The sequence below is a fragment of the Billgrantia endophytica genome, assembly GCF_002879615.1.
Taxonomy (GTDB): Bacteria; Pseudomonadota; Gammaproteobacteria; order Pseudomonadales; family Halomonadaceae; genus Halomonas; species Halomonas endophytica.
Genome location: NZ_PNRF01000015.1, coordinates 42,073 through 65,140, shown reverse-complemented (window position 1 = coordinate 65,140; position 23,068 = coordinate 42,073). Strand labels below are relative to the sequence as shown.

The following is a 23,068-nucleotide window of genomic DNA, read 5'->3' as shown; positions in this document are numbered from 1 at the left end:
AATCCCGAAAAAAGAAAGGCCGATGCTCCCCTCCGGGGGCATCAGCCAGACAGGTACTGCCTCAAGGGGGAGTTCAACGATTGGAGATATACAGCGTGACCTCGAAGCCTAGGCGCAGGTCGGTATAAGCAGGCTTGTTCCACATAGGAGTTCCTCCACGAATTGGTGGATGTCAGACGTGCCCTACTAGTTAAGCAGCTGACGAGCACTCTACCTTTCGACCAAAGTCTATATTTGCCAAGAAATGTCGTTATCGTCCTCGGTGAATGTCCCGTTTGAGCGAAGGGGCCGGGGTTTGGCAGGGATAAAGAGGGATTGTTGCTCACCAGACAATAGTCTTTTGACTGCAGGCAACGCGCAAATCGCACCCAAGTCGAGTGGCGTTACTGAAAGTTGTGCTAGACCTTTTTAAGTGTCAATGGCTGAAACGAGACAATAACCACAACGAGATGTGCCATTTCCCCAGGCACACCTTTCAGTATCACGGAGAAAACGCCATGCTTCGGGAGATCGGTTACGCGATGACGGTCACTGGTTTGATGGCCGCCTCCTTGGCTCACGCCAATGAGAACCAACTCGAGCTCCAGCAGAACCCGGAATACTGGGCCACTCAGCTGGGTAACTATCAAGGCAACCGCTTCAGCGAACTGGACCAAGTCAACCGCGATAATGTCAATGAGCTGCGCTCGGTCTGGCAGTTCTCCACCGGCGTACTGCGTGGACATGAGGGCGGCCCCCTCTATGTCGGCGACGGGCGCCTCTATATCCACACCCCCTTCCCCAACAAGGTATTCGCCCTCGACCTGGAAGATGAAGGACGGGTGGTCTGGAGCTACGAGCCGGATCAGGACTCCCGCGTCATCCCGGTCATGTGCTGCGACACCGTCAACCGGGGATTGGCCTATGCAGACGGCCGCCTCTTCCTGGGTCAGGCCGACAACACATTGATTGCCCTGGACGCCGAGAGCGGCGAACTGCTGTGGGACGTCAGCAATGGCGATCATACCGTCGGTGAGTCCAACACCATGTCGCCCCTGGTGGTACACGACAAGGTGATCGTTGGCATCAGCGGCGGTGAATACGGCATTCGTGGCCATATCACCGCCTACGACGTCGAGAGTGGCGAGATGGTGTGGCGTGGCTACTCCACCGGGCCGGACGATGAGGTGCTGATCGATCCGGAAACCACCCTGATGATGGGCGAGCCGATCGGTGAGTCCGACCTGGGCGTGGCAACCTGGCCCGACGGAGAATGGGAGCGTGGCGGCGGGGCCCCCTGGGGCTGGGTCACCTACGATCCCGAACTCGACCTGATCTACTACGGAACCGGTAACCCGGGCACCTGGAACCCGGACCAGCGTGCCGTGGATGGTGAACCGGCCGACAACAAGTGGGCGATCACCGTCTTCGCCCGCGACCCCAACAACGGCGAGGTCAAGTGGGTCTACCAGAAGGTGCCCTTCGATGAGTGGGACTACGACGGCGTCAACGAGAACCAGCTGATCGATGTCGAATTCGAGGGCGAGCAGCGCAAGGGCCTGGCGATCATCGATCGTACCGGCTTCGGTTTCCTGATGGACCGTGAAACCGGTGAATTGCTGCTGGCCGAGAAATTCGCACCGGAAACCAACTGGGCGGACAGCTACGACATGGTGAGCGGTCGCCCCAACGTGAACGAGGAGTACAGTACCTTCCGGCAGGGGGTGGACGTCAACACCACCGATATCTGCCCCACCGCCATGGGCGCCAAGAACATGCAGCCCAGCGCCTACTCGCCGAGGACCGGCCTGATCTATTCCGGGATCAACCGGATCTGCATGAACTACGAACCCTACGAGACCGACTATGTGGCCGGCCAGCCCTATGTGGGCGCCACCCTGACCATGATGCCGGCTCCAGTGGAGAACGGCGGCATGGAAGGTCGCATGGGTAGCTTCATCGCCTGGGATCCGGTGGCAGGCGAAACCGTGTGGGAAGTCGACGAGCGCTTCGCCGTGTGGAGTGGTGCGCTGGCCACGGCCGGTGACCTTGCCTTCTACGGAACCCTCGAGGGGCACGTGAAGGCGGTGGATATCGAGAATGGCGAGGAACTGTGGAGCTTCAAGACTCCCTCGGGAATCATCGGCAACGTCAATACCTTCATGCACGAGGGCAAGCAGTACGTGGCCGTGCTCTCGGGGGTCGGTGGCTGGGCCGGTATCGGCCTGGCGGCGGGTCTCGAGGATCCCGAAGAGGGCCTGGGTGCGGTGGGAGTCTTCTCCGCTCTTGGCGACTACACCAAGCTCGGCGGGGTATTGACGGTCTTTGCCCTGCCGGATTGAGCCGTGTCAGTGCGCACAAGGTGGGCACGGGTATCGCACCCGTGCCCCTCTACGATCCCTCTCCAGGCGTCACCCGCGCAAGGCGAAGGGGGCTCCTGCCGTACCCAGAAGGAAGCGCTGCATGACGGTATTGAAGAACGCTTCATCACGAGTGGTCATGTTGACTGGCGCACTCGTACTGCTGCCCATGGCTGGCCCGGCAACACAGGCCATGGCCGACGAACACCGCGTGACCGGTGAGGCACCGGGCGCCTTCGTCGTCGAGGATGGCAAGGTGGATCCCGGTACCTACGAGGGATATCTCGTCTACACTCGAGCCTGCTCGGCCTGTCACGGACCGGATGGTCTGGGCTCATCCTTTGCTCCCAGCCTGATCAGCGCCGCCGAGCGACGCGGTTGGGACGATTTCGCCGGCACCATCGCCGCCGGGCGTGAGATCCAGCCGGGCCAGGTGATGCCCTCCTTTGCCGACGATACCTATGTCATGGGCAACATCGAGAATATCTTTCGCTATATGCGTGCCCGTGGTGAAGGCGACCTGGGGCGCGGCCGCCCTCAGATCATCGAGTCGATGCAGGAGGAGGCTGACGAGGCTGCCGAGGAAGCGACTACCGAAGACGAGGCCGAGGAATGAGCAGTGGGGCCCATCACGCCGAGTGGGAGGGTACATGAGAAGAGCCTTTTGCTTCTTGCTGCTATGGAGCGTGCTGGCCTTGGGGGGCGGAGTCGCTGTGGCGAATCCGCCGGAGCGCCACGAACGCGAGGCCCTGAGGGTATGCACTGACGGCAATAACATGCCCTTCAGCAACGAAGCCGGGGAGGGCTTCGAAAACCGCATCGCCGAACTGATGGCCGAGGACATGGGGGTTCCCCTCGTCTACGTCTGGGCTCCCCAGGTCATGGGTTTCGTGCGCAATACTCTCGAGCTGCGCATCTGCGATGTGATGATTGGCGCCGTCGCCGGCTATGAGTTCGTGCAGAACACCAATGAATACTACCGCTCGATCTACGCGCTGGTGGTGCCCGAGGATTCCGGAATCGAGGCGACCAGCCTGGAGGACCCGTCGCTGCAGGGCCTGCGTATCGGCGTGGTTGCCGAAACCCCACCGATGGTGGCGCTGCGTCGTACCGGTGCCGTCGTGGCGGGTTATCCGCTGATGGTCGATACCCGGGTACGGGCGCCGGTGCGTGATGCCATCGAGGACGTGGCCGCCGGCAAGACCGACGGTGCCGTGCTGTGGGGCCCGTTGGCCGGCTATTACGCGTCCCGCCAGGATCCGCCGTTACGTGTCCTGCCACTGGTCGACGACACATCCGATGCCCGGCTGGGCTACCGTATCACCATGGGCATTCGCCGTGGAGAGCCCCATTGGAAGGACTGGATCAACGACTTCATCGACCGGCACCAGGACGAGATCAATACCATTCTTGCTGAACACCGGGTGCCCCTGCTCGATCGCCGTGGTCAGCTGATCGTGCCAGGCGAGGGAGGCGAATCATGAGGCGTTCGGCTCTCTACCCGTTTCGCTCGACCCTGCTGGTGCTGGGCCTCGGTTCGGCCCTGGCATTGACCGGCGTGGCCCAGGTGGAAGCGCAGCGGGCTGCGGCGGGCCCGCCCGACTGGCCCTGCGTTCAACGGCTCATTCCCGACATGGCCTGGGGCTCCATCTGGGCCGGACCCTCGCTGGACGAGTTGGAACGGCAATGGTGGGACGACGAGGAGGTCGGCCGTGTGGTGCGCTTCGCGACCACCCGTGCCACTCCCGAAGGCGAAGGCCTGGAGCGGGTTCGCGAGTTCGTGGCTGCGGTGGATGATGACGAGGCCGAAGAGCGGCTCACGTTGCTGTTCTCCGGCCTTTTCGAACTCACCAATCGCGAGCGCCGGCGCACTATCGACAGCATACGGCGTACTTCCCGTGCCCAGGTGGCCCGTCTTGACGTCATCTCGGAGATGGTCGATGAGTTGGAGAAACGGCGTGGTGAAGAGGCGGCGGACGAGACTGAGATCGAACGCCTGTCGGAAGACCTGTTCTGGGAGCAGCGTACCTTCCAGCTACGCCAGCAGGCACTGCCGGCGATGTGTGAACTGCCCTACCTGCTGGAGGAGAAGCTCAGCCGGATGACGCGGGTGATCATGGAGCGCCTGCCTTGAAGCAGAACGAAATTGATAACAACAGCGGCAGCACGACTGCCTGAGGAGCACGTATGATGACCCCGTCACGTTCCCTACGCTGGCTCGCAGCGGGAGGGATAGCCATCGGCCTGGCCTGGCCGGCAGTCGTGCCGGCCGAGACGCCGGCTTCCATTACCCTCGGCTATCTGGGCATGGAGCGTCCGGACGATCTCGAACCGCTCTCGGTGCTCGACCCGGTGATCGACGACGAAGGCATTCAGGGCGCACGGCTGGCGATCAACGACAACAATGCCACCGGCCAGTTTCTCGGGCAGGAGTTCGTGCTGGTCGAGGCCATGGTGGAGCCGGGCGGCGACGTTGCCGCCGGCCTCGAACAGCTCATCGAGCAGGGTGCCGACTGGATCATCAGTGGCCTGAACGCCGAGGACCTGCAGGAGGTGATGCAGCATCAGGCGCTGGGCGAGCGCATCGTGTTCAACGCCGCGGCGCGGGATAACGACCTGCGCGGTGAGTCGTGTCACGTCCAGCTGTTCCACACCGTGCCCAGCCGCCGCATGCTGACCGATGCACTGGCGCAGTTCCTGGGCTACAAGCAGTGGGATGACTGGGCGCTGGTCTATGGCAACACCGATGAGGATCGCCTGCTGGCCGAGACCCTGCGCGAGTCGGCCGAGCGCTATGGCCATACCATCGTTGGCGAGGAAATGTGGCCTTACGACCCCATGGCGCGTCGCTCCGAAGGTGGCTTCCACGACATCCAGCGCGAAATTCCGGTGTTCATGCAGGAGCTCGCCGACCACGATGTGCTGGTGATCGCCGACGAGACCGACTACTTCGGCGAGTATTTCCCCTTCCAGACCTGGTTGCCGCGGCCGGTGGCGGGTTCCCAGGGGCTGATCGCCACCGCCTGGCACCGCTCCCACGAGTCCTGGGGTGCGGTACAGCTACAGCGACGCTTCGAGAGGGCCGCCGACCGCTGGATGACGCCGAACGACTTCGGTGCCTGGCTGGCGGTACGCTCACTGGGCGAGGCCGCCGCGCGCACCGGCTCGGTGGAGCCCGACGAGGTGATCGAGTACATGCTCAGCGATGAATTCGAGCTCGCCGGCTATCTGGGCTTCCCGGTCAGCTACCGCACCTGGGATCACCAACTACGTCAGCCGATCCTGATCACCGGCCCGCGCATGGTCGCTTCGGTATCGCCGCAGGAGGGCTATCTGCATCCGCGTACCCCGCTGGATGCCATGGGTGCCGATGAGGGGGAATCACAATGCCAATTCTGAGCCGGGAAACCACTGCAATGATCAAGCCGGCGCTGGCCGGTCTGGCGCTGGGCGCGCTGGCACTGGCGCCTTTCGCCCACGCCGAACGCATCTTCGTCTCCAACGAGCAGGACAATACGGTGTCGGTGATCGATGGCGAGAGCCTGGAGGTGATCGAGGTGATCAATGTCGGGCGCCGGCCACGGGCGATGGCCTTCAGTAGCGACGGCAGCGAGCTGTTCGTCGCCGTGGGCGATGACGAGGCCATCGACATGATCGATCTCGAAACGCTCCAGGTGGTGCGCAGCCAGTCGTCGGGCGAGGATCCGGAGGTGATCCGCGTCGACCCCAACCGACCCTATATCTATGTCTCCAACGAGGATGACAACATCGTCTCGGTGCTCGACTACGAGCGTCGCACCCTGGTCACCGAGATCCCGGTGGGCGTCGAGCCGGAGGGCCTGGGCATCAGCCCCGACGGGCGCTGGCTGATCGCCACCACCGAAACGTCCAACATGGCGCATATCATCGACGCCGAAATCATGGAGGCGGTGCATCACCGCCTGGTCGGCGCGCGGCCACGCCACGCCGAGTTCAACCATGACGGCAGCAAGGCCTGGGTCTCGGCGGAAATCGCCGCCACGGTGTCGGTGCTGGACATGGTCGATACCTTCGATGTCGAGCACACCATCCGCTTCGACGTGCCCGGCGTGCCACGCGAGACCGTGCAGGCGGTCGGGGTTCAACTGACCTCGGACGGTCGCTACGGCTTCGTCGCCCTCGGTCCCTCCAATCGCGTGGCGGTGGTCGACCAGCAGACCTATGAGGTGCTCGACTATATCCTCGTCGGCCAGCGGGTCTGGCACCTTGCGCTCAACGCGGATGAGTCGCGCCTGTATACCACCAACGGCGTCAGCGGCGACGTCACGGTGATCGATGTCGAGAACCTGACCGCGCTGCAGTCGATACCGGTGGGACGCTTCCCCTGGGGGGTGATCGTCCAGCCATGAGGGAGGGCGGTCGTGATGATGCCCCTGCACTCGAGGTGGACGGGCTGAGTTTCAGCTACAGCGGCAAGCCGGTGCTGGAGGAGGTCGGCTTCCGCCTCGAGGCGGGGCAGTTCACGGTGCTGCTGGGGCCCAATGGTGCCGGCAAGACCACCCTTTTCTCGCTGATCACCCGGCTCTACGATCGCCGCGTGGGCACGATTCGTGTCGACGGCTTCGAGCTGCGGCGTCATGCCGTGGCGGCCCACGCCCGCATGGGCGTGGTGTTCCAGCAGCCGACCCTGGATCTCGACCTCTCGGTGCGCCAGAACCTCACCTATCATGCGGCGCTGCACGGCATGGGCCCGCGGGAGGCACGTCGCCGGGCCGAGGAGCAGGTCGCACGGGTCGGGCTCGGCGATGCGCTCAAGACCCGGGTGCGGCAGCTCTCCGGCGGCCAGCGTCGCCGGGTCGAGATCGCCCGTGGCCTGCTGCATCGGCCGCGCCTGCTGCTGCTCGACGAGCCGACGGTGGGGCTGGATATCGCCGCGCGACGTGACCTGGTCGAACGGGTGCATCGGCTCTGCGTGGAGGAGGGCGTGGCGGTGCTGTGGGCGACCCACCTGATCGATGAGGTCTATCCCGAGGATCGTGTGGTGGTGCTCGACGGCGGCAAGGTCCGCGCCAGCGGCAGCGTCAGCGAGATTCTCGCCGCCAGCGGCGGTACCTCGATCGGCGAAGCCTTCGATACGCTAACCACCGGGCCAGTGGAGGTGGTCTCATGAGTGTCGGCATGGGACGCTACCTGCACTGCATGCGGGGCGTGGTCAGCCGCGAACTGCTGCGCTTCGTGCACCAGCGTTCGCGCTTCGTCGCGGCGCTGGTCAGGCCGCTGATCTGGCTGTTCGTGTTTGCCGCCGGCTTTCGCATGGCGCTTGGGGTGGCCATGACCGACCCCTACAAGACCTACATTCTCTACGAGGTCTACATCATTCCCGGGCTGGTGGGCATGATCCAGCTGTTCAACGGCATGCAGAGTTCGCTCTCCATGGTCTACGACCGCGAGATGGGCAGCATGCGAGTGCTGCTGGTCAGCCCCTTTCCGCGCTGGTACCTGCTGGTGTGCAAGCTGCTCGCCGGGACGCTGGTTTCCATTGCCCAGGTCTATGTGTTCCTGACCATCGCCTGGTTCTACGGCATCAAGGCGCCACCGATGGGCTACGTGTGGATCCTGCCGGCGCTGGTCGTCACCGGCTTCATGGTCGGTGCGCTGGGCATGTTGCTGTCGACCTTCGTCAAACAGCTGGAGAATTTCGCCGGCGTGATGAACTTCGTGATCTTCCCGATGTTCTTTCTCTCTTCGGCGCTCTACCCGCTGTGGCGCATCCGCGAGGGCAGCTACCTGGTCTATCAGATCGCCGCCATGAATCCCTTCACCTACGCCGTCGAGATGATCCGCTTCGCGCTCTACGAACAGCTCAACCTCGACGCCGTCATGATCGTCGTCGCCACCACCCTGGTGCTGTTGGCGCTGGCCATCCTCGGCTATAACCCGGCGCGCGGCATGATGGCCAGGAAGGGTGGCGGCTAGCCAGGCGGCGATGGCCAGACGCGGACGGACCCCGTGCGGACGTGGCGCGGCACTCAGCGTACCTCGAGCATACCGGACAGCAGATCCGGGTGGCGTTCGAACAGCCGCTCCTGAAGGGCGGCGATCTCGCTGCCTTCCAGGCGGCGTGGGCGGGGCAGGGGAACATGATAGTCGAGCACGACACGGGCCGGCGGCGAGGACAGAAACAGCACTCGATCGGCCAGGGTCAAGGCCTCTCGCAGATCGTGGGTGACGAACAGCACCAAGGGGCGGTCCCGTTGCCAGAGGTCCAGCAGCAGGTCGCGCAGCCGGTTGCCGGTCGGCATGTCGAGGGAGACGAAGGGCTCGTCCATCAGCAACAGGCGCGGGGCGACGACGAACGCCCGCGCCAGGGCGACCCGCCGCAGCATGCCGCCAGAGAGCTGGGCCGGCCAGGCATCGATGGCGTCGCCGAGCCCGACCTCGTGCAGCAGGGCCATGGCCCGGCCTTCCCCGTCGGTGCTCCCGGCCTGTACCAGGCGCACATTGTCCAGGGCGTTCAGCCAGGGCATCAGGCGCGGCTCCTGAAACATCATGCCCAAGCGCTCCGGGGCTTCCCCCGGCCGATGGAGCGGTGCGCCGCCCCAATGGATGCTCCCCTCGAAATCGTCGTCGAGCCCGCCGATCAGGTGCAGCAGCGTGCTCTTGCCGGTGCCGGAAGGTCCGACCAGTGCCAGGAACTCGCCGTCGTCGGCGCCGAAGCCGAGTTCGTGCAGTACCAGGCGTGAGGCGAAGCGCTTTGCGTGAATACGGATGTCCAGGTCCCTCATCCGCGCCACCTCGTCAGGTGTCTGTCCAGGGGGCGCATGACCAGCCCCTCGATCAGCAGGATCACCGTGGCGAAGGCCAGGGTATAGGCCAGGATGGCGGTGATATCGAAGAACTGATAGTAGCTGTAGAGTTGGAAGCCCACACCGTTGCTGCGACCCAGCAGCTCCACCACCAGCACGATCTTCCAGATCAGCGCCAGGCCGTTGCGCGCCGCCGCCATCAGGTAGGGATAGAGCTGCGGCAGATAGACCTTGCACAGGGTCCGCAGCGCCGGCAGCCGGTAGGCTCTGGCGACATCCAGCAATTCCGTGTTCACCGCGCGTGCGCCCTCGCGTACGGTGACCACCACGGTGGGTATCTTGTTCAGGGCCACGGCCAGCACCGCGGCGACATCGGTCAGGCCGAACCAGATATAGCAAAGGATGACCGTGACCAGGGCCGGCAGGTTCAGGCCCAGTACCAGGGCGCCGTCGAGCGCGACATCGAGTTTCCGGTAGCGCCCCATGAGGATGCCGATGGCGGTACCGATGCCCATCGCCAGCAGGAAGCTCACAAGGACCCGGCCGAGCGTGGTCGAGAGGTGGTAGGGCAGCTCGCCGCTCAGGGCATGCTGCCAGGCATTGATCAGAACCGCCAGCGGCGAGGGCAGTACCGGCGAGGCGGCGATCCAGGCGGCCAGCGCCCAGAGCAGGGCGATGCCCAGCAGCGAGGTGCCACGCAGCCACCAGGAGCTCATGGCAGGCGGAATCCATCCCAGAACACCTGCGGATCCAGGTGCCGAACGCCACCGACGAGCGCGCCGCCGCCTTCTTCGGCGAGGATCTCGAACAGCCGTTGGGCGGCCTCTATCTCGGCGTCGCCATAGCGTCGTGGAATGCCGTCGCGGTAGCCGGCCTTGAGGGTGGAGAACATGCGCTCGTCTTCCGGCCTGACGAGGGTGCGCAGTGGCTCCCAGGCGGTGTCGTCGGTGGCGAGAATGCGTTTGGCTTCGTAGGTGGCGGCCAGGAACGCTTGCAGCGCCTGGTGATGACGCTCGGCCCACTCCTCGCGGAAGACCCAGCCCAGCAGCGGGGGCAGGGGCTCGATACCGAGGTCGGCCAGCATCTGCTCGATGGTGAGCAGCGCTTGCATGTCGCGGGATTCGAGCCGGGCATTGTAGTGCCAGAAATTGACCGCGGCGGGCAGGGTGCCGTCGAGCATCAGGGCATTGATCATCGGCGGAGCCGCGTAGGTGGGCTCGACGGTCGCGCCGAGGTCGAGGTCGTGGCGCTCCCGTGCATAGGCGCGCAGCAATATCCAGGTCTTGTCGACCGGCCCTCCGGCGATGCCCAGTTTGCGTCCGGGCAAGTCCGTGACGCCGTCGATGCCCGCCGCCGGATCGATCATGACGGCACCGATCGATAGCGAGTAGGGGGCGAACTGGTAGGCGTGGCCGGCATCGCGCTGGCGTGCGGCCCACAGCCAGTCGGAGACGATCAGGTCGACCCGGTCGCCCTGCAGGGCCACGGCCAGGGCGTTCTCCGACGCCAGCGGCACCACCTCGAGCGTCACGCCGTGGGGGTCCAGCAGGCCGTGGCGACGCAGCGTCTCCAACTCCCAGGTGACGGTGCCGAACTGCAGCACGCCCACGCGCAACGTCGTCGTCTCATCGGGCGGGTTCCCCCGGGTGTGTTCCACGCCGAGCCAGCAGACGACCAGCAGCAGCCCCAGTCCCAGAAGCCGGCCCACCCCCGACCGGTCGCGACCAGTGGTGGGCGTAGTGGCATGTTCCAGCATGGCGTTCTCCGCGCTCACGAACGTTGTTGTTATTGATCGAGTATAGGAGGACAGGCGCACCACTTACCATGGGCGCGCGTGCAAGGCGGCAACGGCGACCGAGGCTGGATGTTCCCTCTCCATGGGTTCAGGGTGCGAGGCTTTCGAGAAAGAGGATGATGCGCCGACGCGAGCGCTCGTCAAGCCCCCAGAACACCATGCGATTGCCGGGCAGGAATGCGGCGGGGTCGGCGAGGAAGGCATCGAGAGTCTCGGCGTCCCACACGAGATCGGCATCGCGCAGCACAGCCGAGTAATCGAAGTTCTCGAGGCTGCCGGCGGGGCGCCCGATCAGCTCATGCAAGCTGGGGCCGGCGATATGCACGCCGGGATCCGTGCTGTGGCATCCGACGCACTGGGCTCGAAACAGGCGCTCGCCCTGGGTGCGTTCGGTGGTGTCGTCAGCCTGGACCGAGCCGGTCACCAGCGCCATGAACAGCAGCCCGCCAGCCAGTCGCCGAGAGGGCCGGGTACGGTTTGGCATGCGGGCCTCAGAAACAGCGCAGGTTGGCGTCGGCCTGGGCTCGGTGCAGCGCCTGCATCTGGTCCTGCATGCCGCGTTCGGTGCGGAACAGGACGCCCAGCTCGCCGCGTTGGTCCTGCATTCCCATGACCGTCTCGACCTGCTCGTAGGTGTCATAGGGAAGGTGCTCGGCGATCACGTCAATGCTGCAGGAGCACTTCTGCATGGTCAGGTAGCTGTTTCCGTTGGCGGCCATGCAGCCCAGCACGTAATCGACACGAGCCTCGGTGGGGTAATCGTTGGCCAAGGCTGAAAGGGGAAGAGCCGTCAGCAGCGCGGCAAGAGCAAGGTACGGAATGCCGGACGGCATCATCCGAAGTATCGGCATTGTTGTTGTCTCCGGAGCCGGGTCAAGGGGAAGTCTCCCCTTCACGTTATGGTACTCCGGGGAGTTTTTCCATTATTCGGCCATTTCTTTGCTGCTGCTCATGAATAGCAGCGCCGGCAGGTCAAGGCTTCCCTTTCTCGCTGTCTTCATCCTTGATCTCGTAATCGCCTTCCAGCACCTGCTGTTCACGATAGGTGTCACCGCCGGCCTGGGTCCTCCGGTAACGGGTCTCGCGGTAGTGATAGCTGGAACCGACATCATTGGCCTGCTCGGCGCGAATGTTCTCCAGACGCTTTTTCATGCGATAGCGCACGATCGGCAGCATGGCCCAGCCAATCAGCAGGAAGAACAGGCCCAGCACGGTGCCGATGATCAGCAGGATGCCGAACAGCAGCCAGGTCAGGACCAGTTTCAACCCGCCGAGTGGACCGCGGGGAGGTGTTTGGCGAGCGCGTGCACGCCACTGCTGGGCAGCATGCCAGGCGGCATTGCGGCGAGGGTCGTTGGGGTCGGTCATGGACATCTCCATCAAGAGGATGACGCCGCCTTCGTGGAGGCGTGCTGAGTGGCTCTCCCTTGGAGGCCTCCGAGGGATAAACGTTCCTGGGCGCGACACGCTACCACAGTCGCCACAGGGCAGCGGTGACGATGCCGGCGGTAATGGCGGGCAAGGGCTTCTGAAGGGTCAGCATGACCATCAGGGTGGCGACCAGTGCCAGGCGGGCGCCCCAATCACCGTGGATGGCCATTGGCGTGATCACCGCGACCAGCACCGAGCCGGCCATGGCATTGATGAAGCGCTCTATCCTCGGGCCGATGGGCACCCGCGACATGGCGAAGACCCCGCCAGCACGGGTCAGGTAGGTGACCAGCGCCATGATGACGATGGCAGCAATCGCACCCGCCGCCGAGGCCGGGAGAGTCATGGGCTACCCTCCTTCCTTGGAGGCAGCAGCATGCCGGCCAGCCCGCCCGCCAGGGCGCCGACGATGACGTGGGAGTGGGTTGGCAGCCAGGCCATGGCCGCCAGAGCGGCCAGTGCCGCGGCGCCCCATGGCAGCAGCATCGATAGGTCACGACGGCCGCCAACCAGCATGGACAGCAGGAAGCAGCCCATGATCACGTCCAGCCCGAAGCGCTCCGGCTGCTGGATGCCGCTGCCGAACACGACGCCGAGCAGTGTGCCGAACAGCCAGGTGACCCATAGCGCGATACCGCCGCCGACCAGCATGCCGATGTTGGTCTCGCCTTTCTGGTGGTCGGCGGCGGCCATGGCCCAGTTGGAGTCGCTCATCAGCATCACGCTGCCATAGCGTTGGCCCGGCGGCAGATGGGCCAGCCAGGGCTGGATGGCAGCACCCATCAGCAGGTGGCGGGCATTGATCGCGAAGGTCGTCGCGATCAGCGGCAGCAGCGGAATCTCGGGTCCCCATAGCTCCAGGGCGGCGAACTGCGAGGCGCCGGCGAACACCAGGGCGCTCATCAGCATCGCCTCCAGGCCGGAGAGCCCTCTGGACAGGGCCGCCACCCCGAAGGCCAGGCCGAAGACGACCACGAACAGCGACAGCGGGGCCATGCGCCGGATGCCGACGAGGGTGCCGGCCAGATCCAACTGGGCGCCCTGGGATCGCGAGGTCATGAACGCCATGCCTCGGCAACGATCTCGTAGCTCCTGAGACGGTCCGCGGCATGGTAGACATCGGTATTGAGCATCAACTCATCGGCGCCGGTCTGCTCGAGAAAGCGCTCGAGCCCCGAACGTATGGTTTCCGGCCCGCCGATTATCGCGGCGCCGAGGAATTGGCCGACCTGGGCCTGTTCCATGGGTGTCCAGTCGAGTGCTTCCACCGGTGGCAGAGACCGGGTGCGTCCACCGCGTACCAGGTTGAGGAACTTCTGCTGGGCGGTGGTGGCCAGGAAACGTGCCTGCTCGTCGCTCTCCGCGGCGATCACCGGCAGGCCGACCATGGCGTGGGGTTTGTCGAGCACGTGGGAGGGCCGGAAATTGTCCCGGTAGAGCCGCAGTGCCTCATGCAGGTATCCCGGGGCGAACTGGGCGGCAAAGGCGAAGGGCAGCCCCTCCCTGGCTGCCAGTTGGGCGCTGTAGCCGCTGGAGCCGAGCAGCCATAGGGGTACGTGAGTGCCCTGCCCCGGTACCGCTCGGACACGCTGCCCCGGCTGCACATCACCGAGGAAGTCCTGCAGTTCGGACAGGCGCTGGGGAAAGTCGTCGACACCGGCGCGGGGATCACGGCGCATGGCCGCCATGGTGGCGGCATCGGAGCCCGGGGCACGACCCAGTCCCAGGTCGATGCGTCCCGGGTAGAGGGTTTCCAGGGTGCCGAACTGCTCGGCCACCACCAGCGGGGGGTGATTGGGCAACATGATGCCGCCACTGCCGATACGCATGCGCGAAGTGGCGCCGGCGATATGGCCGATCAATACCGCGGTGGCGGCGCTGGCGATGCCGTCGAGGCTGTGGTGCTCGGCCAGCCAGTAGCGGGTGTAGCCAAGCCGCTCGGTGAGCTGGGCCAGGCCCACGCTTTCCTGGAAGCTGTCGGCGATGGTGCCTCCCTGGCGGATCGGAGCCAGATCAAGCACGGATAGGGGCGTCTTGGCGAGTCGGGGCATGGGACGGTGCTCGAAGGTTGGTTAGCCTGCTTGCTATCGTATGGTTATGGGGGCACCCGCCGGGAAATGCAATTATTTTATAAGGCTTCAAAAAATAAGTGATTTTTTGTTAACGGGTTCTTGGCTTGTTCACCTGGGTGTCGGCGACTATCCATCGCGAAAGTGGGTGGAAGCGAGTCGATGGCAGTAGTCAGGCGCCGGCGCAGGCCGTAAGCTCCAAGGAAATGGTGAAATCGGACTTCTACCATGTCTCTCATCAGCCCGGGCCGCGGCGAATCACGCCGTGGCGCCACTCGCCGGCGCAAGCCGCATCGCCCTGCCAGGAACCGTCTCGACCGCTGGCTGGACAGGGCGGTGGATATTGCCGTCATCACGGCCCTGCTGGTGGGTGGGGCGGCGCTGGTATTGAATCTGCTGCTGTGAGAGTGAGGCCGGATGCGTTTTTTGCTGGTTATTGTCGTGTTGGCTGCTGGCGCGGCCCTGGCCTGGTGGCAGTTCGAGGATCGGATTCCTCGCCACTGGCATCCGGGGGAGCCGCTTGCCGTGGATGATCCTCTGACACCGATCACGAAATGGAAGCTGCGGCGCCTGGCCGATGATCGAGACGGCTGCCTGGCGGCTCTCGCGACGGCTCCGGAGGATGGGCTGCATTTCACGCCGCTGGACGATCACGAGCCGGCGCCGGGCTGTCCCCTGGAGAACGTGGTTCGCGTGCATGGCAGCGGGGTCGACTTCAATGCCAGCTTCGTTGCCAGCTGTCCATTGGCGCTGGCATGGGTGCTCTTCGAGCGCCAACGCCTGCAGCCCGCCGCCGAAGCGGTCATGGGCAGCCGGGTGGACAGCATCGAACACTATGGCAGTTTTGCCTGTCGCCATGTCTACGGCCGCGAGAGCGGCCGTCTCAGCGAACATGCCACCGCTGAGGCGCTGGACGTGGCGGCCTTCCATATGGCTGATGGGCGCCGGGTCCGGCTGCTGGACCACTGGAATGACGAAGGCGAGCGGGGTGAGTTCCTGCATGAGATACGAGACGGCGCCTGCGACCTGTTCGGTAACGTGCTGGGGCCGGATTACAATGCGGCCCATGCCGACCATTTCCATTTTGGAATGCGTGGCTTCCGGCTGTGCCGTTGACCGCCTCGGCGAAGCGTTATCCCATGAGGGAGGTCGCGTGCGGCCGGGAGCCCCCGTACACTCATTGCTAGCATCTTTCCGACGATCACCGAGTAACGAGGCCTATGCTGGGATTTTTGCAGGGGTTTGCCTACGGGCTGTTTGTGACCTGTTTGCCATGGCTCCTGGTGGGGCTGGCCAATCCGCGCCTGGCGGTGCCCACCGAGAACCCCAGCCGGTTACAGGTCATCTTCCGCTACTGCCTGCTGGTTCCCTTTGTCAGCATGCTGCTGTGGCTGACCTCGCTATGGGGAGGCTTCGGGCCGAGCCTGACAGGGTGGATTGCCGGCCTGGCGGGTGTCGCCGTGTCTCTTCCTCTCGAGCGGGGCTGGCGTCGCTGGCGGGCCCGTCGTCACAAGCGTCGGCTGGAGGCGCGACTGGAAACCGAGGCCGCGCGACGCCGTGGCGAGCAGGAGCGCGAGGCCCGTGAGGCCGGAGTGGCCGTGCTCGACCCGGCCCGGCCGCCGGTCAACGCCGATGATCTGGTGCTGGCCCTGTGCCGGGCCAAGCAGGAGCTGCTCGACGTTCGCCGACCCGACCTCGCCATCCAGGCCGACCGCTTCTACACCCGCTATAGCCATGTGATGGACGTCCTGGTTGCCCGCTTCGACAGCCGCGAGCTTGCCTTCGGGCGTTCCAGGGACCTGGTGACCGAGGTGTGCCTCGGTGCGGTCGATACCTTCACCTCCATGGCTTCCCAGGCGCGCGGCGTGATGGGGCTGGATGGCGGTTTCGTGCACCGTCGGCTGGAACAGGAAGGCTCCCGGCTTTCCGTCGAGGAGCGCATTGCGCTCAAGCGTCGCCTGGAACTGATCGATGATACCGAGACTCGATTGCGTCGACTGGTTGCGCGAAACGAGTCGGCCCTGACCGTGCTCGACGACGCCGCCGTGGCGCTGGCCCGGATCGAGACGGGGCGCCCCCAGGCCTCGGTGGCCACCGATCAGGCCCTGGAGGAGCTGAGGCGTTTCATCGACCGTGCCGAGCGCTACGGGCGCAATACTCAGCGTTAGCGCCGAGCGGCTGCTAGCTTGTAGGGTATGGCTTCAAAGGAAAGGGACATATGAATCAGTCATCTGAAAGAGGATCGCGCCTCTCCTTGCCATCGGTGGAGGAGATCGCCACAGAGTTGGTGGAAACCATCCCCGAAACGGTGAGGGGTGCCGACGACATCAGTGACGACCCCGAACTGGTGGCCATGGCCGATGCGTTCGTCGAGGAAGTGCTGGCCAGTGGCGAGGAAGGCACCGCCCTGGAACAGCAGCGTCGCGCGGTCGATGAGATGGGGCTCGAGCTGCAGCAGCAGGCCGCCCATCAGAGCGACATGCTGCAGACCCCGTTGCGCAAGCTGGCGCACCAGGGCGACGATGGCGGGCCGGTGGCTCGGGCGCTGGTCGACCTGCGTGGCAGGATGCAGGAGCTGGACCCGCGTCAGCACCGGATATCGCCTGGGCGGCTCGACCGTGTGCTGGCCCATATCCCGGGCGCCGGCAGCCGGGTGCAGCGTTACTTTCGCAAGTTCGAGAATGCCCAGCAGGCACTGGATGCGATCATTGCCGACCTGGAGTCCGGGCGCGACATGCTCCATCGCGATAACCTGACCCTCAATGACGACCAGGATGCCTTGCGCCAGATACTGGGCAGGCTGCAGCGACAGATCGACCTGGGGCGGCTGATCGATCGGCGGCTACAGGAGGTTGTCGCCCGCTTCGACGGGGAGCATCCCCAGCGTGTGTTCATCGAGGAGGAGCTGCTTTTCCCGCTGCGTCAGCGCATCGTCGACCTGCAACAGCAGCTGGCCGTCAGCCAGCAGGGAATCCTCGCCCTCGAGGTGATCATCCGTAACAATCGGGAACTGATACGTGGTGTCGATCGTGCCATCCATGTCACCGTCTCGGCCCTGACCGTGGCGGTTGCCGTCGCCCTGGCACTGGCCAACCAGCGGCTGGTGCTGGATCGCGTCGAGTCCCTCAACACGGCCACTTCGGACATGATCGCCGGTACCGCCAGGTCGCTGCGTCAACAGGGGGTGGAAATCCAGACCCGGGCAGCCTCGGCACAGCTTGACATGCAGGTGCTGGAGCAGGCCTTTGGCGATGTGATGGGTGCCATAGAGGATCTGTCGCGCTATCGGCAGGAAGCGTTGCCCCGGCTGGATGATCAGATAGACCGGCTGTCGGCACTGGCCCGCCAGGGTGGCGAGGCGATCGAGCGCCTCCAGCGTGGCAGCGAGGCCCAGCCTGGGCCGGGCGACGGCCAGGGCCGTTCGCCGGATCACAAGGATGTCCGATAGGGCGGGCTACGGCCTGCCAGGCCCATCGTCGCGGGAATCGGGCGATGGCGGGGCATCCGGGGGGGAGGAGCGGTCATGGGAGGCGGCATCGCGAAAGGCCTTGCGCATCAGCTCCCAGGCTTCCTCCATGCCTTGGCGAACCGAGTCCCAGGCTGCTTCACTGGCGTGCTGCAGATCGTCGAGCCTTGACTGGGTCTCGTCGCGGCGCTTCCTGAGTCGTTCGATGTCCTCCTGATACTTGACCTGGGCTTCGTCACTGGCCTTCCGAGCCCTGGCCGCCAGCTCATCGATCTCGGCGTTCCATTCGTCGAGTCGAGCCTTCATCTGTTCGACGAACTCGTCACGCTTGTTCATGATGCCTCCCCCCTGTGGCTAATGAGATGGTGTTTCATACCGATCCGTTTTATCAGAGGGGGTTCCCCCCATGTTTCGGACGCAGCCTCCCGACACGGTGATTGGAGGAGGGGTATACGGCCCCTCCCGGTCGCTGCCGTATGGACGCTCAGTCGGCGGGTTCGAGACGGTAGAGGGCGCCGTCCTCCTCATCGCTGAGTAGATAGAGATAGCCGTCGGGGCCTTCCCGGACGTCACGAATACGGCCGATCTCACCGCGCAGCAGCTCTTCCATGTGTACGACCTCCCGATCCTCGATCACGATGCGCAGGACACGTTCGGAGGCCAGCCCACCGGCAATCAGGTTGCCTTGCCAGTTCGGGTATCGGTCGCTCGTCACCATCGCCAGCCCCGATGGTGCCAGGGTGGGGAGAAACTCGTGGATCGGGTCGACCATGTCGCCCTCGTCGCGCAAGGCGCTGCGTATGGTGTCCTCTATGGTGTCGCCGGTGGCATAGTCACGGCCCATCGTGACCTGGGGCCAGCCATAGTTCTGCTCGGCTTCGATGACGTTGAGCTCGTCCCCGCCCCTTGGGCCATGCTCCGTGGCCCATACCTCATCGTTGTCCGGATTCACGACGAGACCCTGGATGTTGCGGTGCCCCCAGGAGTAGATTTCCGGCAGCACTTCGGCATGATTGATATGCGGATTGTCTTCGGGTGCCAGGCCTTGGGGATCCAGGCGCAGAAGAGAACCCGCATGGTCGGCAGTATCCTGGGCGCGGTCGGGCTCGCCCCGGTCGCCGATGGACATCAACAGGGAGTCGTCCGACAGCCAGGCCAGCCGTGAACCGTAGTGGCGGCCGGGTTCGGAACGTTGGTTCTGCTCGAACAGGTCTTCCCATTCGACCAGTTCATCGCCCGCCAGCTGCGCTCGGCCAAGGGCGGTGGCGGTTGCTTCGTCATCGCCCTTGGAATAGGTGAAATAGAGCCAGCCGGTATCGGGGAAGTCGGGGGATGGGACCACATCCAGAAGGCCTCCCTGATTATGGGCCTCGATGTCGGGAAGCCCGCCCACTTCCTGTACCTCGCCATCGTGGATCATCTGCAGGCGTCCGGGGCGTTCGGTGATCAGGTAGAGGTCGCCGGGAAGTATGGCAACGCTCCAGGGGTGTTCGAAGCCACCCGCGACCTTGACCAGGCGCAGGTCCTGATACTCTGTTGCCAGGTTGTCCTCGATCACGTCTTCCGCCAATACGGCGTGGGCTGGAAGGACGGCCAGTGCCATCAGGGGTATGGCACATGCGTTTTTTTTCATTACGAGCCTCCTGTTGGGTGCACTCCCAGTGTAGTGAATGCTCGTCTTTCGTCATTAACTGGTAGGCTAGGGGCCGAAGGGCCCAGTCCCGCACGGCAAGGAAGAAACGGTATGAGTGTGGTTCCAGCGGCTGCGGGCCAGATACTTCGGCAGCGGGCGTCGAGAAAGGAGATATTCGGTTGGGCGATGTTCGATTTCGCCAACCAGGCGTTTACGTTGCTGATCATCACCGTCGTCTTTGGTGAGCTGTTCACCACGGTGATCGTCGGAGACCGTGGCGATGACTATCGGCTGGCCAACCTGCTGTGGAGCCTGGCGCTGGCCGTGAGCTACCTGCTGGTGGTGATCACCGGGCCGCTGTGCGGGGCGGTGATGGACTACCAGGCCTCCAAGAAACGCTTCCTGTTCGTCAGCTACCTGGCCACCGTGGCCACCACCGCCATGCTCTATTTCGTGGCGCCGGGCTACGTGATCCTCGGGCTGTTGCTGATCGTGGTCTCCAACTACGCCTACTCCATGGGCGAGTCGTTCATCGCCGCCTTCCTCCCCGACCTGGGCCCGCCGGAGGATCTCGGCAAGATATCCGGCTTCGGCTGGGCGCTGGGCTATGTGGGTGGGCTGTTCGCCGCCGGTTTCACCCTGGTGGCGCTGGGCGAGGCTACGGCCGAGAATTTCGAGCGCGTGCGCTGGGTGGGCCCCTTCGCCGCTGCCTTCTTCCTCATCGCCGCCATTCCCACCTTCCTGTGGGTGAAGGAACGGGGCATACCCCAGCCGCCCGGTCGCAGCTATCGCGAGATCGCCTGGGAGCGGGTCTCGACCACCCTGCATGAGCTGCGTCACTTCCGTGACCTGGGCATCTTCCTGGTCTCGCTGCTGTTTTCCATGGCCGGGGTCTACATCATCATCGCCTTCGCCTTCATCTACGGCGCGCAGGTGATCGGCTGGGACGAATCGATCCGCAACCTGATGTTCATCATCGTACAGATCACCGCGGCGGCGGGAGCGCTGGGCTTCGGCTTCATTCAGGACCGTATCGGCACCAAGTTCACCTACCAGTGCACTCTCGTGCTGTGGGTGGCGGCGATACTTGCCATCTGGGCGACTCCGGAAGTCACCGCCTTCCTCAATGTCCGCTTCGATCTCGGCTGGGAAGCCCAGCACCTCTTTCTGTTCGTGGGCTGCCTGGCGGGGCTCTCTCTAGGCTCCAGCCAGTCGGCCAGTCGCGCCCTGGTCGGCCTTTTCTCACCGAGCCGCAAGGCCGCCGAGTTCTTCGGCTTCTGGGGCCTGGCCAACAAGCTGGCCGGGGTGTTCGGCATCATCGGGCTGGGGTTGCTGCAGTCGGTGGTGGGTCTGCAGGCATCGATCCTGTTGTGCGCCGCGCTCTTCATCATCGCGATTCTGATCTGCCTCGTGGTGAACCAGTCCCGAGGTCAGCAGGCGGCGCGGGACTGGGAGGCACGCAATGGCCATGACCCGACGGAGGCGCGCTGAGTGTCGATGATAGATCCTCTATTGCTGGTTCTGGTTGCGGCCACCTTTCTCATGGCCGGCACCGTGAAGGGAGTCATCGGCATGGGCATGCCGACCGTCTCGCTGGCGCTGCTGACGGCGACCGTGGGCCTGCAGTCTGCCATGGCATTGTTGCTGGCGCCCACCATCATCACCAATATCTGGCAGGCGCTGGTGGGCGGTCATCTGCGCCAGATCGTTCGGCAGCTGTGGCCTTTCCTGCTGGCTTCGGTGGTCACCGTCTGGTTGGGGGTGTCGGTGCTGGCGCGGGTCGATGTGCGTTGGCTCTCGGCGCTGCTCGGTGTTCTCATCATCTTCTATGCGCTCTCCGGCCTGTTTCGCCTCGGCGTTGGGACACTGGTGAGCCACGGGCGGCACGCCGGCGTGGTAAACGGGGCCTTGACCGGATTGCTGACCGGCATGACCGGGTCGTCGGTCTTTCCCGGTGTCGCCTACCTGCAGGCGCTGGGACTGCCCCGGGACATGTTGATTCAGGCCATGGGCGTGCTGTTCGTCGTCACGACAATGGCACTGGGGCTTTCCATGGGTGAGCAGCGGCTGCTCAGTGTCGAGCTGGCGGGACTCTCCCTCGCCGCGGTGATACCGGGCATTCTCGGCATGCAGCTCGGTCAGCGGCTACGCCGCCGGCTCTCGGAAGCGACCTTCCGGCGGGTATTTCTCACCGGGTTGCTGATCATGGGTGGGTACCTGCTGCTGGGCGCGCTGATCGGTTAGTCCAACCGGTCAGCGCGGGGGGCCTTCACTCGCTGAGGAACGTGCGGATCCGTTCTCCCGCCTGCTCGATGGCTACCACGCCATCCAGGTGGCCGCGGCCGCCTTCCAGCGCGATGAGTTCCACCGGGGTGTCATCGGCACCAATCAGCTCGGCGGTTTCGCGTACCCCTTCAGGCGCAAAGACCAGGTCGTTCTCGCTGTAGAGCATCAGCGTCGGGGCGTCGATACTGGTCAGCCCCTCTTCCAGGCTGTCGCCATGGCCAGCCATGAAGGCCTGGTTGGCCTTGACCAGGTAAAGCAGGTGGTTGGCGTCGGCGACCTCGGCCCTGGCCGCGGCGATGTCGTCGAGGATCTGCTCGATGGCATAGCGGGCATGGATGTCGCGTGCCGGGTCGGCGTCTTCATCGGCCCAGCTGCGGTCGAAGGTCTCGTTGGCCCAGTGCCAGTGGTTGGCGTTGAGCGTCACCAGCTTGAGGGCTTCCCGCAGGCCGTCCAGCGGCGGTTCCCCGTCGTAGTAGTCGCCTTCGTTCCAGTTGGCATCGACCCGGATCGGCGCCGCCCAGGCGCTGAGTGTGGCAAGCAGCCAGGGGTCCGCCACGCCACCCCCAATGACAGGGATCAGCCGCTCGACTCGATCCGGATAGGTACTGGCCCACTCATAGGCCTGTAGCGCCCCCATGGAGGCGCCCATCACCGCATGCAGTTCTTCGATGCCCTGGCTCTCCAGCAGCGCCTTTTGCACCTCGACGAAGTCGCGTATGGTCACGACCGGGAAATCCAGGCCCCAGGGCTCGCCCGTTTCCGGATTGACGGTTGCGGGCCCGGTGGTGGTGACGTTGGGGTCATGAGCATTGAGGTTGACCAGGGTATCCGAGGCGATGATGTAGTACTCGTCGGTATCCAGTGGTTTGCCAGGGCCGATGATGGCATCCCAGTAACCCACTGCCTCGTCACCCTCGGCATAGCGGCCTGCCGCGTGGCTGGTGCCGGAAAAGAAGTGGGTGATCAGGATGACATTGTCCCTTGCCTCGTTGAGCGTGCCGTAGGCCTCCCAGCCAACGCGCACGGGGGCAATGGTTGCGCCGCTGACGGTGGTGTATTCCTCCATCTCGAAGACCTGCTTCTCCACCAGCCCGTCCCACGCCAGCGCCTGGGCAGCGATCAGCGGCAGGGCGCCGACGAGGAGGGCGGAGGCGAGGCCACGGAAGAGGGAATGCTCGGCGGTGTTGGTGGTCGAACGCTCGATGCTGTCTTGCATGGGGCTATCCTTGTTCTTATGAAACGAGTTCTCGTGGACCGTCGCTGC

Annotated in this window: 27 protein-coding genes; 14 read left to right on the top strand and 13 right to left on the bottom strand. The window is 64.6% G+C overall.

What is annotated here, in order from left to right; genetic code table 11:
* Positions 1-73 precede the first annotated feature (73 nt).
* Entirely contained in the window at positions 74-145 is a 72-nt protein-coding gene (gene pqqA, locus C1H69_RS08215; protein WP_102652981.1) for a pyrroloquinoline quinone precursor peptide PqqA, read from the bottom strand.
* Positions 146-497: 352 nt separating this feature from the next.
* Between pqqA and C1H69_RS08210 the strand changes: the two genes are divergently transcribed.
* From C1H69_RS08210 to C1H69_RS08175, 8 genes are all read left to right on the top strand, one after another.
* Complete coding sequence (locus tag C1H69_RS08210) at positions 498-2,321, top strand: methanol/ethanol family PQQ-dependent dehydrogenase (protein ID WP_102652921.1); 1,824 nt, start codon at positions 498-500, stop codon at positions 2,319-2,321.
* A gap of 157 nt (positions 2,322-2,478) precedes the next feature.
* Positions 2,479-2,955: a c-type cytochrome gene (locus C1H69_RS08205; protein WP_165789441.1), complete on the top strand. Its 477-nt coding sequence runs from the start codon at positions 2,479-2,481 to the stop codon at positions 2,953-2,955.
* A 34-nt stretch (positions 2,956-2,989) separates the two neighbouring features.
* Positions 2,990-3,823, top strand: a complete 834-nt coding sequence (locus tag C1H69_RS08200; protein ID WP_165789440.1) for a quinoprotein dehydrogenase-associated putative ABC transporter substrate-binding protein — start codon at positions 2,990-2,992, stop codon at positions 3,821-3,823.
* Positions 3,820-4,473: a hypothetical protein gene (locus C1H69_RS08195; protein WP_102652918.1), complete on the top strand. Its 654-nt coding sequence runs from the start codon at positions 3,820-3,822 to the stop codon at positions 4,471-4,473. Before C1H69_RS08200 ends, C1H69_RS08195 begins: the two co-directional genes overlap by 4 nt.
* 53 nt (positions 4,474-4,526) lie before the next feature.
* Entirely contained in the window at positions 4,527-5,738 is a 1,212-nt protein-coding gene (locus C1H69_RS08190) for an ABC transporter substrate-binding protein (protein ID WP_102652917.1), read from the top strand.
* Positions 5,726-6,727 carry a PQQ-dependent catabolism-associated beta-propeller protein gene (locus tag C1H69_RS08185; protein WP_102652916.1) on the top strand — a complete coding sequence of 334 codons (1,002 nt, stop codon included), beginning with the start codon at positions 5,726-5,728 and terminating at the stop codon, positions 6,725-6,727. The genes C1H69_RS08190 and C1H69_RS08185 overlap by 13 nt, the downstream gene beginning before the upstream one ends.
* Positions 6,724-7,488 (top strand): ABC transporter ATP-binding protein, encoded by a 765-nt coding sequence (locus C1H69_RS08180; protein WP_102652915.1) that lies wholly within the window; start codon positions 6,724-6,726, stop codon positions 7,486-7,488. The genes C1H69_RS08185 and C1H69_RS08180 overlap by 4 nt, the downstream gene beginning before the upstream one ends.
* Positions 7,485-8,294: an ABC transporter permease gene (locus C1H69_RS08175; protein WP_205738437.1), complete on the top strand. Its 810-nt coding sequence runs from the start codon at positions 7,485-7,487 to the stop codon at positions 8,292-8,294. Before C1H69_RS08180 ends, C1H69_RS08175 begins: the two co-directional genes overlap by 4 nt.
* A gap of 53 nt (positions 8,295-8,347) precedes the next feature.
* Here the strand turns inward: C1H69_RS08175 and C1H69_RS08170 are convergent, their stop codons facing one another.
* The 9 genes from C1H69_RS08170 to C1H69_RS08130 form a co-directional block, all read right to left on the bottom strand.
* Complete coding sequence (locus C1H69_RS08170; RefSeq protein ID WP_102652914.1) at positions 8,348-9,103, bottom strand: ABC transporter ATP-binding protein; 756 nt, start codon at positions 9,101-9,103, stop codon at positions 8,348-8,350.
* On the bottom strand, positions 9,100-9,840 hold the full coding sequence (locus C1H69_RS08165) for an ABC transporter permease (protein ID WP_102652913.1): 741 nt from the start codon (positions 9,838-9,840) through the stop codon (positions 9,100-9,102). The genes C1H69_RS08170 and C1H69_RS08165 overlap by 4 nt, the downstream gene beginning before the upstream one ends.
* Complete coding sequence (locus tag C1H69_RS08160) at positions 9,837-10,880, bottom strand: ABC transporter substrate-binding protein (RefSeq protein ID WP_240609880.1); 1,044 nt, start codon at positions 10,878-10,880, stop codon at positions 9,837-9,839. The genes C1H69_RS08165 and C1H69_RS08160 overlap by 4 nt, the downstream gene beginning before the upstream one ends.
* Positions 10,881-11,007: 127 nt before the next feature.
* Positions 11,008-11,403, bottom strand: a complete 396-nt coding sequence (locus C1H69_RS08155; protein ID WP_102652912.1) for a c-type cytochrome — start codon at positions 11,401-11,403, stop codon at positions 11,008-11,010.
* Between the two features lie 7 nt (positions 11,404-11,410).
* A complete protein-coding gene (locus tag C1H69_RS08150) occupies positions 11,411-11,770 on the bottom strand; it encodes a hypothetical protein (RefSeq protein ID WP_102652911.1) in 360 nt (119 codons plus the stop codon).
* 121 nt (positions 11,771-11,891) lie between these two features.
* Positions 11,892-12,287, bottom strand: coding sequence for a hypothetical protein (locus C1H69_RS08145; protein WP_240609879.1), 396 nt, complete (start codon positions 12,285-12,287; stop codon positions 11,892-11,894).
* Positions 12,288-12,387: 100 nt separating this feature from the next.
* On the bottom strand, positions 12,388-12,696 hold the full coding sequence (locus tag C1H69_RS08140; RefSeq protein ID WP_102652909.1) for an AzlD family protein: 309 nt from the start codon (positions 12,694-12,696) through the stop codon (positions 12,388-12,390).
* Positions 12,693-13,409, bottom strand: coding sequence for an AzlC family ABC transporter permease (locus C1H69_RS08135; RefSeq protein ID WP_102652978.1), 717 nt, complete (start codon positions 13,407-13,409; stop codon positions 12,693-12,695). The genes C1H69_RS08140 and C1H69_RS08135 overlap by 4 nt, the downstream gene beginning before the upstream one ends.
* Positions 13,406-14,401: an LLM class flavin-dependent oxidoreductase gene (locus C1H69_RS08130; RefSeq protein ID WP_102652908.1), complete on the bottom strand. Its 996-nt coding sequence runs from the start codon at positions 14,399-14,401 to the stop codon at positions 13,406-13,408. Before C1H69_RS08130 ends, C1H69_RS08135 begins: the two co-directional genes overlap by 4 nt.
* A 246-nt stretch (positions 14,402-14,647) precedes the next feature.
* On the opposite strand from C1H69_RS08130, the gene C1H69_RS23540 reads away from it, so the two are divergent.
* From C1H69_RS23540 to C1H69_RS08115, 4 genes are all read left to right on the top strand, one after another.
* Complete coding sequence (locus C1H69_RS23540; protein WP_165789439.1) at positions 14,648-14,824, top strand: hypothetical protein; 177 nt, start codon at positions 14,648-14,650, stop codon at positions 14,822-14,824.
* Positions 14,825-14,836: 12 nt separating this feature from the next.
* A complete protein-coding gene (locus tag C1H69_RS08125; RefSeq protein ID WP_102652907.1) occupies positions 14,837-15,535 on the top strand; it encodes an extensin-like domain-containing protein in 699 nt (232 codons plus the stop codon).
* A gap of 104 nt (positions 15,536-15,639) precedes the next feature.
* Complete coding sequence (locus C1H69_RS08120) at positions 15,640-16,587, top strand: cobyrinic acid a,c-diamide synthase (protein WP_102652906.1); 948 nt, start codon at positions 15,640-15,642, stop codon at positions 16,585-16,587.
* A gap of 50 nt (positions 16,588-16,637) precedes the next feature.
* On the top strand, positions 16,638-17,867 hold the full coding sequence (locus tag C1H69_RS08115) for a toxic anion resistance protein (RefSeq protein WP_102652905.1): 1,230 nt from the start codon (positions 16,638-16,640) through the stop codon (positions 17,865-17,867).
* Between the two features lie 6 nt (positions 17,868-17,873).
* Here C1H69_RS08115 and C1H69_RS08110 read toward each other — a convergent pair whose 3' ends face one another.
* Together C1H69_RS08110 and C1H69_RS08105 are read right to left on the bottom strand one after the other, a co-directional pair.
* Positions 17,874-18,221 (bottom strand): sll1863 family stress response protein, encoded by a 348-nt coding sequence (locus C1H69_RS08110; protein WP_240609878.1) that lies wholly within the window; start codon positions 18,219-18,221, stop codon positions 17,874-17,876.
* A gap of 148 nt (positions 18,222-18,369) precedes the next feature.
* The gene (locus C1H69_RS08105; RefSeq protein ID WP_102652904.1) at positions 18,370-19,518 is read right to left on the bottom strand and encodes a PQQ-dependent sugar dehydrogenase; all 1,149 of its coding nucleotides are present in this window, start codon (positions 19,516-19,518) and stop codon (positions 18,370-18,372) included.
* Between the two features lie 111 nt (positions 19,519-19,629).
* Between C1H69_RS08105 and C1H69_RS08100 the strand changes: the two genes are divergently transcribed.
* Entirely contained in the window at positions 19,630-21,009 is a 1,380-nt protein-coding gene (locus C1H69_RS08100) for an MFS transporter (RefSeq protein ID WP_102652903.1), read from the top strand.
* Positions 21,010-21,015: 6 nt separating this feature from the next.
* Complete coding sequence (locus tag C1H69_RS08095) at positions 21,016-21,762, top strand: sulfite exporter TauE/SafE family protein (protein WP_102652977.1); 747 nt, start codon at positions 21,016-21,018, stop codon at positions 21,760-21,762.
* A 25-nt stretch (positions 21,763-21,787) separates the two neighbouring features.
* On the opposite strand, the gene C1H69_RS08090 is transcribed toward C1H69_RS08095, so the two are convergent.
* Entirely contained in the window at positions 21,788-23,020 is a 1,233-nt protein-coding gene (locus C1H69_RS08090; RefSeq protein WP_102652902.1) for an E22 family MetX-like putative esterase, read from the bottom strand.
* Positions 23,021-23,068: the final 48 nt, after the last annotated feature.